The organism is Leisingera sp. M658, from assembly GCF_025144145.1.
Taxonomy (GTDB): Bacteria; Pseudomonadota; Alphaproteobacteria; order Rhodobacterales; family Rhodobacteraceae; genus Leisingera.
Map to the genome: position 1 here is coordinate 566008 of NZ_CP083546.1, position 14821 is coordinate 580828.

Genomic DNA, 14821 nt, shown 5'->3' on the forward strand with positions numbered 1-14821 from the left:
CATGGCAGCCTATATCTTCAGACGCCTGCTTTTGGTGATCCCGACGCTGTTCGGCATCCTGCTGGTGAACTTTGCCCTGGTGCAGTTTGTACCCGGCGGCCCGGTCGAGCAGATCATTGCCCAGCTGGAAGGCGGCGGCGACGTGTTCGAAGGCTTTGCCGGCGGTGGTGGCGACACCGGCACCGAGGCGATCAGCGCCAATGAAAACTACGCCGGCCGCCAGGGCCTGCCGCCCGAGCTGATCGAGGAACTGCAGCAGCAGTTCGGCCTTGATAAGCCGCCGCTGGAGCGCTTCCTGACGATGCTTGGCAACTACGCCCGGTTCGATTTCGGTGAAAGCTACTTCCGCAAGATCGACGTGACCGACCTGGTGCTGGAGAAAATGCCGGTCTCGATCTCGCTTGGTCTGTGGTCCACGCTGATCGCCTATATGATCTCAATCCCGATGGGCATCCGCAAGGCGCTGCGCGACGGCTCGCGCTTTGACACCTGGACCAGCGGTTTCATCATCGCGGCCTATGCGATCCCGTCGTTCCTGTTTGCCATCATGCTGCTGGTGCTGTTCGCCGGCGGCTCCTATTGGCAGATCTTCCCGCTCCGGGGCCTCACCTCGGACAACTGGGAACAGCTGAGCCTGATCGGTAAGATCGGCGATTATGCCTGGCACATCGCACTGCCGGTGCTGGCCTCAACCATCGGCGCCTTTGCCACGCTGACGCTTCTGACCAAGAATTCCTTCCTTGACGAGATCAAGAAGCAATACGTGATGACCGCCCGCGCCAAGGGCCTCAGCGAGAACCGGGTGCTTTATGGCCATGTGTTCCGCAACGCGATGCTGATCGTGATTGCCGGCTTTCCCTCGGTTTTCATCGGCGTGTTCTTCTCCGGCTCGCTGATCATCGAGACGATCTTCTCGCTTGATGGTCTGGGGCGGTTGGGGTTTGAGGCCGCGGTGGCGCGCGACTATCCGGTGATCTTCGGCACCCTGTTCATCTTCGGCCTGATGAGCCTGGTTGTCGGCATCGTTTCGGACCTGATGTATGTGCTGGTCGACCCGCGCATCGACTTTGACAAGCGGGAGGGCTGACCGATGGCGCTTTCCCCCCTGAACCAGCGCCGCTGGAGCAATTTCCGCAAGAACAAGCGCGCCTTCTGGTCGCTGATCCTGTTCACCGTGCTGTTCACATTGTCACTGTTCGCCGAGTTCATCGCCAACGACAAACCCATTCTGGCGAGTTACCGGGGCGAGCTTTATACGCCGGTGTTCAAGTTCTATCCGGAGACCAAATTCGGCGGTGATTTCCAGACCGAGGCGATCTACAGCGACCCCGAGGTGGAATGCCTGATCCGCTCCGGCGGGGTTGAGGATTGCTTTGACGAACCCGAAACCATCCTGGAGGAGATTGCAGCAGGCACCTATACTGCGGAGGGGTTCAAGGAGGGCTGGACCCTCTGGCCGCCGATCCCCTACAGTTTCAACACCACCGTTGACCGTCCCGGCGCCGCACCGCTGCCACCCAACGGGCAGAACCTTTTGGGCACCGATGACACCAAACGCGACGTGCTGGCCCGGGTGATCCACGGCTTCCGCTTGTCGATCCTGTTCACCCTGATCGTGACCGGCGCTGCCACCGTGCTGGGCATCCTGGCCGGTGCGGTGCAGGGCTTTTTCGGCGGCTGGCTGGACCTGGTGTTCCAGCGCATCATTGAAATTTGGAGCTCCACCCCGACGCTCTATGTGATCATCATCATGTTTGCGATTCTGGGGCGCGGTTTCTGGCTCTTGGTGTTCCTGATGATCCTGTTCGGCTGGACTGCGCTGGTCGGCGTGGTACGGGCTGAATTCCTGCGCGCCCGCAACCTGGAATACGTCCGCGCCGCCAAGGCGCTGGGGGTCGGCAACATGACCATCATGTTCCGCCACATGCTGCCCAACGCGATGGTGGCAACGCTGACCATGCTGCCCTTTATCGTGACCGGCACCATCTCGGCGCTGGCGGGGCTGGATTTCCTCGGCTTCGGCCTGCCGTCTTCGGCGCCGTCCCTGGGCGAGCTGACCTTGCAGGCCAAGCAAAACCTGGAGGCCCCCTGGCTGGCCTTCACCGCCTTTTTCACCTTTGCGATCATGCTGTCGCTCCTGGTCTTCATCTTTGAAGGCGTGCGCGATGCCTTCGACCCCAGAAAGACGTTTTCATGAGTGTGCGGAACATTAGGGGCGTGGCTGCCTGGGCGGGCGCAAACGCGCCTGCCGGGGGGCAGGCAGGCGCGGTCCGGGCTGCAAGCGACCCGGGCGGGAATTGTGTTGACGGAGACGCAGAATAAATGGGCAATTCAGATTCTTCCCCCCTCCTGAACGTCCAGAACCTCCGCGTCTCCTTCCGACAGGACGGCAAGGTGACCCAGGCCGTGCGCGGCGTCTCTTTCTCGGTGGGCCGCGGCGAGACCGTGGCGCTGGTGGGCGAGAGCGGCTCCGGTAAATCAGTCTCGGCTCTCTCCACGGTCTCGCTGCTGGGCGACAGCGCCATGGTGAGCGGCTCGGTTACCTACAACGGCGCTGAAATGGTCGGCGCCAGCGAAAAACACCTGATGGACGTGCGTGGCAATGACATCAGCTTCATCTTTCAGGAGCCGATGACCTCGCTCAACCCGCTGCACACCATCGAACGCCAGCTGGAGGAATCCATCGCCCTGCACCAGGGGCTGACGGGCCGTGCGGCGCGGGACCGCATTCTGGAGCTGATGAACAAGGTCGGCATCCGCGACGCGGAAAACCGACTCAGCGCTTATCCGCATCAGCTGTCCGGCGGCCAGCGGCAGCGGGTAATGATTGCCATGGCGCTGGCCAACAAGCCCGACATTCTGATCGCAGACGAACCCACAACGGCGCTGGACGTGACAATCCAGGCGCAGATCCTGGACCTTCTGGCGGATCTGAAGAAAAGCGAAGGCATGGGGCTGTTGTTCATCACCCATGACCTGGGCATCGTGCGCCGCATCGCCGACCGGGTCTGCGTGATGAAGGACGGTGAAATAGTCGAGGAAGGCCCGGCGACAGAGATCTTTGCCAATCCGCAGCACCCCTACACCCGGAAACTGCTGGCGGCGGAACCCTCCGGCACCCCGCCGCCGGTGCCGGAGGGCGCCCAAGAACTGGTGGCTGCACAGGACCTCAAGGTTTGGTTCCCGATTCAGCGCGGCCTCTTGAAACGCACTGTCGGCCATGTGAAGGCGGTGAACCCGATGTCTGTCTCCATCCGGGCCGGCGAAACCCTGGGCATTGTCGGCGAGAGCGGGTCGGGCAAAACCACCTTGGCACTTGCCATCATGCGGCTGATCGCGTCTGAGGGCGCGGTCACCTTCCAGGGCCAGGATCTGCGCAAATGGTCCACACGGGATCTGCGGCGCTTACGCAAAGACATGCAGATCGTGTTCCAGGATCCCTTCGGCTCGCTCAGCCCGAGAATGACCTGCGCTCAGATCATCTCCGAGGGGCTGGCGATCCACAAGGTCGACCAGCACCGCAAACCTCGCGATCTGGTGGCCGAGGTGATGCAGGAGGTCGGCCTGGACCCGGCGGCGATGGACCGCTACCCGCATGAATTTTCCGGTGGCCAGCGCCAGCGCATTGCCATTGCCCGCGCCATGGTGCTGCGCCCGAAACTGGTGGTGCTGGATGAGCCGACCTCGGCCTTGGACATGACGGTGCAGGTGCAAATTGTGGAACTGCTGCGCGACCTGCAGGCGCGTTACGGGCTGGCCTATCTGTTCATCAGCCACGATTTGAACGTGGTGCGGGCGATGTCGCACAAGGTGGTGGTGATGAACCAGGGCGACGTGGTGGAGACCGGTGCGGCCGAGGAGCTGTTCACAAACCCGCAGGCAGACTACACCCGCCGGCTGCTGGCGGCAGCGGGTTAACCCGCCCCTGGTTAACATTGTGGCAGGCTTTGCAGCATTTATGCGCGCGCTGCCGGCGCAACGCCCACAAGTTGCGGCAGCCCTTTTGACCAAATGTTTCGCGCGCGAAACATTGTGGCAGCGGTGCTGACCTATCTGCCCCCCCGAAACAGGCGGAAACCTCCCGCGCCCGCAGGCCCGCCCGGCTGATGCCGGACGTGCCTTGGCGGCCTTGGGCCAGGCTCAGCGCCGCTGGCGCTGAGCCTGGCCCAACGGAAGCGCTGTGCCATATGGCGCAGCGTCGACGGGCGGGAGAGACTGGCAATCCGGGAGAGATTTCAAACCACTGTACTGTGGGCAGCCGTGCTGAGATCATAGGCGTCAAAACTGCGGGCGATCATCCGGGTCAGCGGACGGGCCTCCTCGCGGATGGCAAGGCCTTGGGCGGACACCGACAGCATGCCAGGGAAGGCGGCGCCGGCCTCGGCGAACATCCTTTCCAATCTTGCGGCAGGCACGGCAAAGCGCGACAGGATTTCTTCCCGGCTGATCCTGAAGTCGCACATCAGCGCCTCGATCAGCCGCGCCCGCAAGAGGTCCTCGCCGCTGAACCCATGGCCGCGGGCAGTGGCGAATTGCCCGTCGCGGATGGCACGGATATAGGCCAATGTGCCCGGCGCATTCTGCGCATAGCCCTGAGGAAACCGTGAAATTGCCGAGGCGCCGATCCCGATCAGCACCTCCGCCGGGTCATTTGTATAGCCTTGGAAGCTACGCCGCAGCCGCCCGGTCCGCTGCGCCACCGCCAGCCCGTCACCGGGCCTTGCAAAGTGATCGATACCGACCTCCCGGTAGCCGTCCCACAGGAACAGCTGGCGGGCGGTCTCAAACAACTGCAGCCGGGCTTCGGGCGTTGGCAGAGTGTCCGAGCGGATCATGCTTTGCCGCCCGGCCATCCAGGGCACATGGGCATAGCCGTAAACCGCCACCCGGCCGGGGGTCAGCGAAACGAGCTTTTGCACGCTTTCGGTCATTCCTGCCGGTGTCTGATGCGGCAGCCCGTACAGGATATCGGCGTTCAGGCCGGCAATCCCATGGCTGCGCAGCTGTTCGATGGCCGTCCGGGTCGACTCGAAGCTTTGGATGCGGCCAATCGCTTGCTGAATGGTACTGTCGAAATCCTGAACTCCGACCGTGGCATGGGTCATGCCGGACCCGGCCAGCGCCTCCAGCCGCCGGCCCCCGATCTCATTCGGGTCGATTTCAACCGAGAACTCTGCCCGGGGCGCCAGGGGAATGGCCTCTGCGATGGTGCCGGCCAGATCGCGGATCAGCTCAGCGTTCAGGATCGTCGGAGTGCCGCCGCCCCAATGCAGGCGCGACAGCGTCACGCCCTCCGGCAGCTGCTGCTGCAGCAGTGCAATCTCGGCCTTTAATACCTGAACATAGGCCTCCACCGGTGCGTCCGATCGGGTGCCCTGGGTGCGGCAGGCACAGAACCAGCATAGCCTGCGGCAGAACGGCACATGCACGTACATGGAAATACTGCTGCCGGGGAAAATCTTTGAAACCCAATTGGAAAACCGGGCGGGATCCACTGCATTTCCGAAATGCGGCGCCGTCGGGTAACTTGTATAGCGCGGCACTTTGGCGTCGAATAATCCGAGTTCGGCCAATTGAGGTTTCTGATCCATTCCTTTAGTTTTAGGCACGCCCGACAGGCAAACCTTGACCCAGATCAACCGGGATCCCCTGATGCACGCTCCAGTATTGTCACAATCCAGATGCGGCGACTGCCCGATCCGCCACCGCGCCGTCTGCGCGCGCTGCAACGCGGATGAGCTGGAGGAGCTGGATGCGGTCAAATACTACCGCACCTATGAGGCCGGCCAGCCGATCATCTGGTCAGGCGATGTGATGACCTTTGTCGGCTCGGTTGTGTCGGGTATTGCCTCGCTGACCCAGACGATGGAGGACGGGCGCACCCAGATGGTGGGGCTGCTGCTGCCCAGCGATTTTGTCGGCCGGCCCGGACGTGAAGGGGCGGCCTATGATGTGGTGGCGACCACCGACGTCGTGATGTGCTGCTTCCGCAAGAAACCGTTTGAAGAGCTGATGGAGCGCACCCCGCATATCGCCCACCGGCTGCTGGAAATGACACTGGATGAGCTGGACGCCGCCCGCGAATGGATGCTGGTGCTGGGCCGCAAGACCGCGCGCGAAAAGATCGCCAGCCTCTTGTCGATCATTGCCCGCCGCGATGCCTCGCTGACACCGCGCGGCGCCACCAGCCGCATGGTGTTCGACCTGCCGCTGACCCGCGAGGCAATGGCGGATTACCTGGGCCTGACACTGGAAACCGTGAGCCGGCAGATTTCGGCTTTGAAGAGGGACGGTGTTATTGAGCTGGAAGGCAAGCGTCACGTCACAGTGCCCGACATGCGCCGCCTGATGGAAGAGGCCGGCGACGACAGCGACGGCGGCTTCCTGGGCTAAGGCCGCATTTCCCTGCAATCCTCTGGATGTTCTCAACCAGCCAGCCCGCCACCCGCGCCGCAGTGCTGCGCGGACCTGAGGCGCGCAGGCTCCACAGCCGCAGGTCCCGTGGCAGGCTGACCCGGATGTCAAAGGGCGCCCGCTGGTCGGCAGCGGCGCCTGAAAAGCCTGATGGCCGATGAATATCCCGGCGCCGTTGATGTCCGCCTCAACTGCTAACGCATACAGCGAATACTGCGGCCCTCGCAGGTGCAGGACCTGATCCGGGCAGGCGGATCGCAGACCGGAAAGATCACGTCCTGTTCGGTCACAGCGCCCTGTTCACCGCCGTGGAACAGGCACAGGTCATTGGGCGTGCGCTCAAGGTTCGGCGGCTCTTCGGTTGCGGTGATCGAATCCTCGGTGTCCGGCATCTCGGCGCGCAGGCGCGGTGACTGCCGGAATTGCGCAATCGCGGGCAGGGCGGCGATGTGGACGGTGCCAAGGTGGTTTTCGATGCCGCCCGCCAATGCGGCATGATCGCGGGCGGGTATTGGGACCCTTGAATTGGTGCGCCGCAGGGTGGAGCCAAAGCACGACCGCGCTTAGCGGAGCTGATGGCCGGTGGTCTGCTGGCAGAGGTCCCGGCGGCGCTGGCGGGGAAAACTGCAGAGTTCCGCGGGGCTTTTCAAGGGATGCACTACGTCCGCCAGGGCTAAGACCGGAAGAACAGGGGGGGGCTCCCGCGCCTGCGCGTGCCCGGCTGTGCCGGACCCGCTGGCAGCCTTGGGCGTGGCACCGCAAAGCGGTGCCACGCCCAACGGGAGGAGGCCCTTCAGCAAGAAGGGCGGACGACGGGCGGGAGTTGCGCCGCCTTGCTGCGCTTGCCGCGAGGTCCCTTGATGCCTGCAGGTGACCCGGTGCCGCGGCTGTGGTCTATTGGGTCAATCACAACAAACGGAGGCGGAAATGCAGTTTGGAAGCTTGATCGGGATGCTGATCATCGGGGCGCTGGCCGGCTGGCTGTCAGGCAAGATCATGCAAGGGCGCGGCTTTGGCATCCTTGGCAATATCATCGTCGGCGTGGTTGGCGCCTTTCTGGCCGGAACGATCTTTCCGGCACTGGGGTTTGCCGCGGGCGGCGGTTTCATCTGGTCGCTGATCCATGCCACCATCGGGGCGGTGATCCTGCTGTTCCTGATCGGCCTCATACGCAAGGCCGGGTAGGGCGCAGGCGACAATTGACGAAAAAGGCGCCCCCGCAGGGCGCCCTTTATTATTCGGCAAGATTGCTGACTGACAGGGCCGCTAATGCGCCATCAGCACCGGTACTTTGGCCTGTTCCAGCATGTTGCGGGTGGCACCGCCAAGGATCGCTTCGCGGAAGCGGGAATGGCCGTAGGCGCCCATCACAATCAGATCAGCGGCAGTGTCCGCCGCATGGCGGTTCAGCACATCGGATACCCGGGTCAGGGTCTTGCTGAGCACATCAATTTCGCAAGAAACACCGTGCCGGGACAGCATCTGCGCCAGCAAGCCGCCGGGGTCGGAGCGTTCCGGCCCGTGCTGCGGCGGGTCGATCACTGCGATACGCACCAGATCGGCGCCTATCAGGAATGGCATTGCCCGGCGGATCGCGGTCATCGCCTCGATGCTTTCGTTCCAGGCCACCAGAACGGTTTTGGGCTGGCGCATCGGTGCGGCATCGTCGGGCACCACCAGCACCGGGGCGCGGCCTTCGAACAGGGCGGCTTCGACGATCGGTTCGGCTTCGGCACGCTTGCCCGGGCCATAGGGTTTGCTTAGCACAACCAGGTCGGAAAAACGCGCCTGACGCGCCACATGGCGGCCAAGGTCCGCGATTTGGGCGACACCGCTGTCGGTTGCAAACGGCACGCCGGCCTGCTGCAGCGCGGTTTCGGCCTGGGCTTCGACCTGCTCGGCCTCTTCCTGGGCACGGGACAGGGTTTCCTGCAGCACCATCGCATTGGCGCCTGCGTAATAATAGCCGGTCTGGGTACGGTCGACCCCAAGGCAGAGCGCATTGGCATGTGCACCAAAGTCTTCGGCCAGGGCCGTAATCTGCGCCAAAGGCGCTGCTGCTGTTTCCGCAGCTGTGAGAATGGTTAGCAAGGACTTGTAGGACATTGGCACCTCTCGGCGGATGAAGCGGCGCAGCCCGGATGGCCGCGGTGCGGAGAATTCCGTTACACGGGCAGATGTGTCACATGTTGCACGGATTTGTCTTGATGCAGATCAAGGCATCAAAGATGCGCCTTTTGCATGAAGGGCGCGGTCTAATAACGTTCCCGTATCCGCAGGATTCGCGGGGGCATGGCAAAGGGACGCAAGATGTCTAACTATATCAAGCTGATAGCGCTTGGTCTGGTCACGCTGTTTGCGATGATCGGTTCCAATTACGCGCGGGATCTGGCTTACCAGGTGCATGCGATCATCGTGATGATCGTGGCTGGCGGCCTGTTCCTTTATACTTTGCGCCACACCAACGAGCCGAAACCGGCAGTTGTTGGTCTGGAGAATGAGTATTTCGACAGCGTCGTGCGCGCTGGCACAATCGCAACCGCCTTTTGGGGCGTGGTCGGATTTCTGGCCGGGACTTTCATTGCGTTCCAGCTGGCCTTTCCGGCACTGAATTTCGAGTGGGCGCAAGGGCTTGCCAATTTTGGCCGCCTGCGTCCGCTGCATACTTCGGCAGTGATTTTCGCCTTTGGCGGCAACGCGCTGATTGCAACCTCGTTTTATGTGGTGCAGCGGACTTCCGCGGCACGGCTGTGGGGCGGCAACCTGGCGTGGTTCGTGTTCTGGGGCTATCAGCTGTTCATCGTGCTGGCGGCGACCGGCTATCTGTTCGGCTCAACCCAGTCCAAGGAATATGCAGAACCCGAATGGCACGTTGATCTGTGGCTGACCGTGGTCTGGGTGGCCTATCTGGCGGTGTTCCTGGGCACCGTGATCAAACGCAAAGAGCCGCATATCTATGTGGCCAACTGGTTCTATCTGGCCTTCATCGTCACCGTGGCGATGCTGCATCTGGTCAACAACATGACCCTTCCGGTCTCGATCTGGGGTTCCAAATCGGTGATCGTCTGGCCGGGTGTGCAGGATGCGATGATCCAGTGGTGGTACGGCCACAACGCTGTGGGCTTCTTCCTGACTGCCGGCTTCCTGGGGATGATGTATTACTTCATCCCGAAACAGGCCGAGCGTCCGGTGTTTTCCTACAAGCTGTCGATCATCCACTTCTGGGCGCTGATCTTCCTCTATATCTGGGCCGGCCCGCACCACCTGCATTACACCGCGCTGCCGGACTGGGCCTCGACCCTGGGCATGGTGATGTCGATCATCCTGTGGATGCCCTCGTGGGGCGGCATGATCAACGGTCTGATGACCCTGTCAGGTGCCTGGGACAAGCTGCGCACCGACCCGGTGATCCGGATGATGGTGATCTCGGTCGGCTTTTACGGCATGTCCACCTTTGAAGGTCCGATGATGTCGATCCGCGCCGTGAACTCGCTGTCGCATTACACTGACTGGACCATCGGTCACGTGCATTCCGGTGCTTTGGGCTGGAACGGCATGATCACCTTTGGTGCGCTGTACTATCTGGTGCCGGTGCTGTGGAAGCGGGAGCGTCTGTACTCGCTCAGCCTCGTCAGCTGGCATTTCTGGCTCGCCACCATCGGTATCGTGCTCTACGCCGCGTCGATGTGGGTGACCGGGATCATGGAAGGCCTGATGTGGCGCGAAGTGGACGCCAACGGCTTCCTGGTGAACTCCTTTGCCGACACCGTGGCAGCGAAGTTCCCGATGTATGTGGTGCGCGGTCTGGGCGGGGTCATGTTCCTCGCTGGTGCGCTTATCATGTGCTACAACCTGTGGATGACTGTCCGTAAGGCCCCGGCAAAAGAAGCCAGCCTGACGGTTCCGGTCCCGGCTGAATAAGGAGCCAGGCAGCTATGTCCATTCTCGACAAACATAAGATCCTCGAGACCAACGCGACCCTGTTGCTGATCTGCAGCTTCCTGGTTGTGACCATCGGCGGCCTGGTGCAGATCGCACCGTTGTTCTACCTGGAAAACACCATTGAGAAGGTGGAGGGCATGCGCCCTTACACCCCTCTCGAACTGGCGGGCCGTGACATCTACATCCGTGAGGGCTGCTATGTCTGCCACAGTCAGATGATCCGCCCGATGCGTGATGAGGTCGAACGCTACGGCCACTACTCGCTGGCGGCAGAGTCGATGTACGACCGTCCGTTCCAGTGGGGCTCCAAGCGGACCGGGCCGGATCTGGCCCGTGTCGGCGGCCGCTACTCGGATGAGTGGCATGTGGACCACCTGCGCAATCCGCAGGCCGTGGTGCCGGAATCGGTGATGCCGAAATACGGCTTTCTTGAGCGTAAGCGGGTCGACGGCAAATACATCGGCGACGTGATGGCGACCAATGCGATGCTGGGCACCCCCTACACGGACGGGATGATCGAGGCCGCTCAGGCCGACTTCCGCGCCCAGGCAGATCCCGACAGCGACTATGACGGGCTGCTGGAGCGTTACGGCGAGAAGGTCAATGTGCGCAACTTCGACGGCCAGCCGGGGGTATCCGAGGCCGATGCGCTGATCGCTTATCTGCAGATGATGGGCACGCTGGTCGACTTCTCGACCTTCACCCCGGACGCGAGCCGTTAAGGAGGGACAGATGGAATTCTATACACTCCTCAGGCAATTTGCGGACAGCTGGATGCTGCTGTTCCTGTTCACCTTCTTTATCGGTGTGGTGGTCTGGGCGTTCCGCCCGGGCAGCACCAAGGTTTACCAGGACACCGCCGACATCCCGTTCCGGCATGATGATGCACCGGCGCCTGCTGCAGGTGCTGACGAACCCGCCGAGACCAAGGAGGCGAGGGCATGAGCAAGAAATCGCAGAAGTTCGAAAGCGATCCGAACACCACCGGCCATGAGTGGGACGGGATTGAGGAATTCGACAACCCGATGCCGCGCTGGTGGCTGTGGACCCTGTATGCCACCATCATCTGGGGCGTTCTTTACACCATCGCCTATCCGGCCTGGCCGCTGATCAACGGCGCCACCGCCGGGGTGCTGGGCTGGTCGACCCGCGCCGACGTGGCGGCTGAAATCACCGCGGTGGAAGAAGCCAACGCGCCGGTCAACGCCAAGCTGGAAGCAATCGATCTGACAGCCATTGCGGAAGATGCTGAGCTGAACGCCTACGCGGTGTCGGCAGGCTCAGCCGTGTTCAAGACCTGGTGCGCCCAGTGCCACGGGTCCGGTGCGGCAGGGGCCAAGGGTTACCCGAACCTGCTGGATGACGACTGGCTTTGGGGCGGTTCGGTGGAGGATGTCCACGCCACCATCACCCACGGCATCCGCAACGAGGACAGCGACGATGCGCGCTATTCCGAGATGCCTGCATTCGGCCGTGACGAGCTGCTTGAGAAAGAAGAGATTTCCCAAGTGGTCAATTACGTGATGTCGCTGTCGGGCGAGGCGCAGGATGCCTCGAAGGTTGAGGCCGGATCGGTTGTCTTTGCCGACAATTGTTCCTCCTGCCACGCCGAGGACGGCACCGGCGACCGCAGCCAGGGCGCGCCGAATCTGGCCGATGCGATCTGGCTTTACGGCGGCGATTACGCCACTCTGAGCGAGACTGTGACCAATTCGCGCTATGGCGTGATGCCGGCCTGGAACACCCGCCTGACCGAGGCGCAGATCCGGGCGGTCTCGTCTTATGTCCACCAGCTGGGCGGCGGCGAATAAGCCGGATCCGGTTGATCAGAATGATGAGAGGGCTGCCTGCGGGCGGCCCTTTTTTAAACTTGTTGTGATGGGAGGCTCGGCAGTCAGCCCAAACCGGCCGCCGAGAGTCATTGCAGCGAAAGCCTGGAACGAGCCTATTCCGTTGAAAAACTCAGGTTGCCTTGCGGTCTGAGCGCTGATTCAATCTTCAAATTGGTATCTGGGATTGATGGCGATGATGGGACCGAGGCAGGACGCGCAAGGTGCGCTGTTCTATGAGTTCTCCATTGAGGATCATGTGCCGGGTGACCACATGCTGCGGGCGATTGACCAGTTTGTGGACCTGTCTGGTATCCGCCCGCACCTTGCTCCCTATTACAGTTCGACCGGCAGGCCGTCTGTGGATCCGGAACTGATCATCCGGATGCTTTTTGTGGGATACGCTATGGGCATCCGGTCCGGGCGGCGGCTTTGCGAAGAAGTTCACTTGAACCTTGCGTACCGCTGGTTCTGCCGCCTCGATCTCACCGACCCGGTGCCGGATCACTCGACCTTCTCGAAAAACCGGCCCTCTCGGCGATGCTTGCATCGCCTGCCGGGTGATACATGGGCGTTTCCGCGACAGCGATCTCCTGCGGCATGTCTTCGGGACCGTGGTTGCGCGCTGCATTGAGGAAGGGCTGGCCAGCGGCCAGCGTTTTGCAGCTGATGCCAGCCTGATCCAGGCGGATGCCAATCGGCAGAACTCCTCGCCGCAGGACGATTGGGAACCGGCGACGCTTGACCCGACGGATGCGCCGCGCGCAGTCAGGGAGTAACTGGACACACTGGATGACGCCGCCTTTGGCGCGGCAAGCCCGGTGAAGCCGAAGTTCACATCGCATTCCGGCCCTGCCTCGCAATGGACCGGCGCGCGGGGCGGGCCTGCCTATTTTGCCTATTCCGCGAACTACCTGACCGACACCGGCAATGCTGTGATCCTGGATGTCGAGGCCACCCGTTCGATCAGGCAGGCCGAGGTTGGCGCCGTACGGACGATGGTGGACCGGGTCACTGATACTTTTGGTCTTAAGCCCGAGCGGCTGATAGCCGATACGGCCTATGGAACCGGGCCCATGCTGAACTGGCTGGCTGAAGAGCGAGGGATTGCACCGCATATCCCGGTGGTAGATAAATCAGGCCGTAAGGACGGCACCTTCGAGCGAGCCGCCGTCACCTATGACGCCGCGAACGACGCTTACATTTGCCCAGGTGGCAAGGAGCTCAGGCAATTTCGCCGGGCGTTCTCAAAACCGAGGGAAGCCAAGCCGGATCAGGATGGCATGCTGCGCTACCGGGCCCGTAAGTCCGATTGTGATGCCTGTGCCTTGAAACCAGGCTGCTGCCCGAAAGCTCCCCAGCGCAAAGTGACCCGGTCGATCTATGAACCCTCCCGCGATGTGGCTCGTGCAATCGCCCAGACAACGCAATACGCGATTTCCTGCAAACTCGGGAAGAAGGTGGAAATGCTGTTTGCGCACCTGAAGCGGATCCTTGGGATTGACCGGCTCCGATTACGCGGCCCATGCCGCGCGCGGGACGAGTTCCACCTCGCAGCTGCCGTCCAGAACCTCAGAAAGCTCGCAAAGCTGCTGCCCGTACCGCAAACGCCCCGTCCGGCATGAAGAGCGGAGAACGCGCCTTGTTGAAGAAGACTTCAGGGCGGTGGCAATGCGGAGTTTTTCAACGGAATATGCCCGGAGCGGTCGTTGTGATTATTCTCTGCACGAGCCCGCAGCGGAAGAAATGCTGCATGCGCTCAAAATCTGGCGCTGTGACGCGGCGATGAAACTGGCCATTGGTGCAGCGCGCAGCGAGACTGGAACGGTCAATTCACAAAGAGCGGACGAAGCCGCTGTCGCGGCAATGGCGTTTGTGGCTGATGTAGGGGATGAACCGGAAGCGGTGAGCATTTTGCGATCTTGCTGACCTGTCTGACGATTGGGGCTTTCTCAGTCGACAGAGGAGGTTCCAATGACAGAGGAGAGAACGACACCGCTTCGCGAGCGGATGATTGAAGACATGCGCATTCACGGGATGGGCGACAAAGCCCAGAAGGCACGCATTCGGGCGGTGAAGGATTTTGCGGGGTTCCTGAAGCGCTCGCCCGAAACCGCGGCACCGGACGATCTTCGCGCCTATCAGCTGCACATGACCGATACCGGCGTGACGCCAACGACGTACAATGCGGGGATCATGGCGCTGAGATTTCTGTTCGGGAAGACCTGCAGGCGCGAGGACATGAAGAAGTACATGCAGTTTCGCACGCAGCCCCGGAAGCTGCCGACGGTGCTGAGTGTCGAAGATGTTTCGGAACTTCTCGCCGCAGCGCCCGGCCCGGGTCTGAAGTATCGCGCCGCGCTCAGCATTTCCTATGGTGGGGTCTGCGGGCTTCAGAGGTCTGCAGTCTCAAGGTCTCCGACATCGATAGCGACCGGATTCTGATCCATGTCGATGAAGGCAAATGCCGGAAAGACCGCAAGGTGATGTTGTCGCCCGCTCTGCTGGACCTGCTGCGGGAGTACTGGGTTGAGGCGCGACCCGAAGGCTGGCTTTTCCCGGGCAAGCCCAAGATCAATCCGGTCGCATCAAGGCAACTGGGCCGGGCTTTCAACTGTAGAACACGCGACTTGATC

Annotated in this window: 13 protein-coding genes and 2 pseudogenes; 12 read left to right on the top strand and 3 right to left on the bottom strand. The window is 62.0% G+C overall.

Annotated elements, in window-relative coordinates; genetic code table 11:
* The first annotated feature begins 1 nt into the window (after window position 1).
* The 3 genes from K3724_RS02925 (at window position 2) to K3724_RS02935 (ending at window position 3918) form a co-directional block, all read left to right on the top strand.
* Window positions 2–1087 carry a microcin C ABC transporter permease YejB gene (locus K3724_RS02925; protein ID WP_259989920.1) on the top strand — a complete coding sequence of 362 codons (1086 nt, stop codon included), beginning with the start codon at window positions 2–4 and terminating at the stop codon, window positions 1085–1087.
* Window positions 1088–1090: 3 nt separating this feature from the next.
* A complete protein-coding gene (locus tag K3724_RS02930; RefSeq protein WP_259989922.1) occupies window positions 1091–2197 on the top strand; it encodes an ABC transporter permease in 1107 nt (368 codons plus the stop codon).
* 125 nt (window positions 2198–2322) lie between these two features.
* On the top strand, window positions 2323–3918 hold the full coding sequence (locus tag K3724_RS02935) for an ABC transporter ATP-binding protein (protein WP_259989924.1): 1596 nt from the start codon (window positions 2323–2325) through the stop codon (window positions 3916–3918).
* 317 nt (window positions 3919–4235) lie between these two features.
* On the opposite strand, the gene hemN is transcribed toward K3724_RS02935, so the two are convergent.
* Window positions 4236–5591, bottom strand: a complete 1356-nt coding sequence (hemN, locus tag K3724_RS02940; protein WP_259989927.1) for an oxygen-independent coproporphyrinogen III oxidase — start codon at window positions 5589–5591, stop codon at window positions 4236–4238.
* Between the two features lie 61 nt (window positions 5592–5652).
* Between hemN and fnrL the strand changes: the two genes are divergently transcribed.
* The gene (gene fnrL, locus K3724_RS02945; RefSeq protein ID WP_259989929.1) at window positions 5653–6393 is read left to right on the top strand and encodes a transcriptional regulator FnrL; all 741 of its coding nucleotides are present in this window, start codon (window positions 5653–5655) and stop codon (window positions 6391–6393) included.
* A gap of 215 nt (window positions 6394–6608) precedes the next feature.
* Here the strand turns inward: fnrL and K3724_RS02950 are convergent, their stop codons facing one another.
* Window positions 6609–6902, bottom strand: a complete 294-nt coding sequence (locus K3724_RS02950; RefSeq protein WP_259989932.1) for a hypothetical protein — start codon at window positions 6900–6902, stop codon at window positions 6609–6611.
* Between the two features lie 439 nt (window positions 6903–7341).
* Here K3724_RS02950 and K3724_RS02955 point away from each other — a divergent pair, with 439 nt between their 5' ends.
* Window positions 7342–7599 carry a GlsB/YeaQ/YmgE family stress response membrane protein gene (locus K3724_RS02955; protein WP_259989933.1) on the top strand — a complete coding sequence of 86 codons (258 nt, stop codon included), beginning with the start codon at window positions 7342–7344 and terminating at the stop codon, window positions 7597–7599.
* A gap of 81 nt (window positions 7600–7680) precedes the next feature.
* Here the strand turns inward: K3724_RS02955 and K3724_RS02960 are convergent, their stop codons facing one another.
* Window positions 7681–8520 (bottom strand): universal stress protein, encoded by an 840-nt coding sequence (locus K3724_RS02960; RefSeq protein ID WP_259989935.1) that lies wholly within the window; start codon window positions 8518–8520, stop codon window positions 7681–7683.
* Between the two features lie 204 nt (window positions 8521–8724).
* On the opposite strand from K3724_RS02960, the gene ccoN reads away from it, so the two are divergent.
* The 7 genes and pseudogenes from ccoN to K3724_RS02995 all read left to right on the top strand — a co-directional run.
* Window positions 8725–10335, top strand: coding sequence for a cytochrome-c oxidase, cbb3-type subunit I (gene ccoN, locus K3724_RS02965; RefSeq protein WP_259989937.1), 1611 nt, complete (start codon window positions 8725–8727; stop codon window positions 10333–10335).
* A gap of 14 nt (window positions 10336–10349) precedes the next feature.
* Window positions 10350–11078 (top strand): cytochrome-c oxidase, cbb3-type subunit II, encoded by a 729-nt coding sequence (gene ccoO, locus K3724_RS02970; RefSeq protein WP_129369760.1) that lies wholly within the window; start codon window positions 10350–10352, stop codon window positions 11076–11078.
* Between the two features lie 10 nt (window positions 11079–11088).
* Entirely contained in the window at window positions 11089–11301 is a 213-nt protein-coding gene (locus tag K3724_RS02975) for a cbb3-type cytochrome c oxidase subunit 3 (protein WP_259989940.1), read from the top strand.
* A complete protein-coding gene (gene ccoP / locus K3724_RS02980; RefSeq protein ID WP_259989942.1) occupies window positions 11298–12167 on the top strand; it encodes a cytochrome-c oxidase, cbb3-type subunit III in 870 nt (289 codons plus the stop codon). Before K3724_RS02975 ends, ccoP begins: the two co-directional genes overlap by 4 nt.
* Before the next feature lie 214 nt (window positions 12168–12381).
* Window positions 12382–13810: pseudogene (locus K3724_RS02985) on the top strand (IS1182 family transposase).
* Window positions 13811–13856: 46 nt separating this feature from the next.
* Entirely contained in the window at window positions 13857–14114 is a 258-nt protein-coding gene (locus tag K3724_RS02990) for a hypothetical protein (protein WP_259989944.1), read from the top strand.
* 45 nt (window positions 14115–14159) lie between these two features.
* Window positions 14160–14800: pseudogene (locus K3724_RS02995) on the top strand (tyrosine-type recombinase/integrase); the annotation flags it as partial.
* Window positions 14801–14821: the final 21 nt, after the last annotated feature.

Excerpts from the sequence above, each read along its gene's own strand:
- K3724_RS02930 (WP_259989922.1), top strand. The coding sequence starts at position 1,091 with ATGGCGCTTTCCCCCCTGAACCAGCGCCGCTGGAGCAATTTCCGCAAG.
- K3724_RS02955 (WP_259989933.1), top strand. The coding sequence starts at position 7,342 with ATGCAGTTTGGAAGCTTGATCGGGATGCTGATCATCGGGGCGCTGGCC.
- ccoP (WP_259989942.1), top strand. The coding sequence starts at position 11,298 with ATGAGCAAGAAATCGCAGAAGTTCGAAAGCGATCCGAACACCACCGGC.
- fnrL (WP_259989929.1), top strand. The coding sequence starts at position 5,653 with ATGCACGCTCCAGTATTGTCACAATCCAGATGCGGCGACTGCCCGATC.
- K3724_RS02925 (WP_259989920.1), top strand. The coding sequence starts at position 2 with ATGGCAGCCTATATCTTCAGACGCCTGCTTTTGGTGATCCCGACGCTG.
- K3724_RS02960 (WP_259989935.1), bottom strand. The coding sequence starts at position 8,520 with ATGTCCTACAAGTCCTTGCTAACCATTCTCACAGCTGCGGAAACAGCA.
- K3724_RS02935 (WP_259989924.1), top strand. The coding sequence starts at position 2,323 with ATGGGCAATTCAGATTCTTCCCCCCTCCTGAACGTCCAGAACCTCCGC.
- hemN (WP_259989927.1), bottom strand. The coding sequence starts at position 5,591 with ATGGATCAGAAACCTCAATTGGCCGAACTCGGATTATTCGACGCCAAA.
- K3724_RS02990 (WP_259989944.1), top strand. The coding sequence starts at position 13,857 with ATGCGGAGTTTTTCAACGGAATATGCCCGGAGCGGTCGTTGTGATTAT.
- K3724_RS02975 (WP_259989940.1), top strand. The coding sequence starts at position 11,089 with ATGGAATTCTATACACTCCTCAGGCAATTTGCGGACAGCTGGATGCTG.
- ccoN (WP_259989937.1), top strand. The coding sequence starts at position 8,725 with ATGTCTAACTATATCAAGCTGATAGCGCTTGGTCTGGTCACGCTGTTT.
- ccoO (WP_129369760.1), top strand. The coding sequence starts at position 10,350 with ATGTCCATTCTCGACAAACATAAGATCCTCGAGACCAACGCGACCCTG.